This window comes from Streptococcus sp. HMSC077D04, from assembly GCF_001808785.1.
GTDB lineage: Bacteria > Bacillota > Bacilli > Lactobacillales > Streptococcaceae > Streptococcus > Streptococcus mitis_BX.
In genome coordinates this window covers 1-475 of the sequence record NZ_KV794539.1, presented here as the reverse complement: position 1 = coordinate 475, position 475 = coordinate 1, and the positions used below count along the sequence as shown (strand labels likewise).

Here is a 475-nt window from a genome sequence, read left to right as displayed (position 1 = left end):
GAAAGAGCTCTTCTCAAATTTTCTTCTTTTAAATTTTTCATAGTTACATTATAAGATGAAGACATCTAGTTTTGATTTTTTTCTCTGAACTGTACGATTTTGCGCCTGAAATGTAGGAATTACCTTTCGTTGTGATGTGATAAAACTTACAAGTTCTTTTTGTTATTCTTGACCTAGTTTTTATAGAAAGAAGGTCTAAGATGTTAAATAAAGTCAAAACTAAAGCCTTAATTAGTGTCGGAGCAGTGGCTGCAACTAGCTTTATTCTCATGATGGGATATACTGCTGGTCAACATTCTACTGCTAAACAAAGTCACAAAGAAATCGAATTGGCTGCAGCTAAACTTGTGGAAGATAAACAAGCAGAAGATAAAGCCAGCATTTTGTCATCGGATACTGTAAAAGAATTTTTGACACAGTATTATACGAAAGAAAAACTAGGGGAAAATAATACACGTATTCAACCTTATATGAC

The 475-nt window shown here is 32.8% G+C and carries 1 pseudogene; it reads left to right on the top strand.

From position 1 onward, the window contains the following. Positions 1-200 precede the first annotated feature (200 nt). Positions 201-475: pseudogene (locus HMPREF2701_RS06865) on the top strand (peptidylprolyl isomerase); the annotation flags it as partial.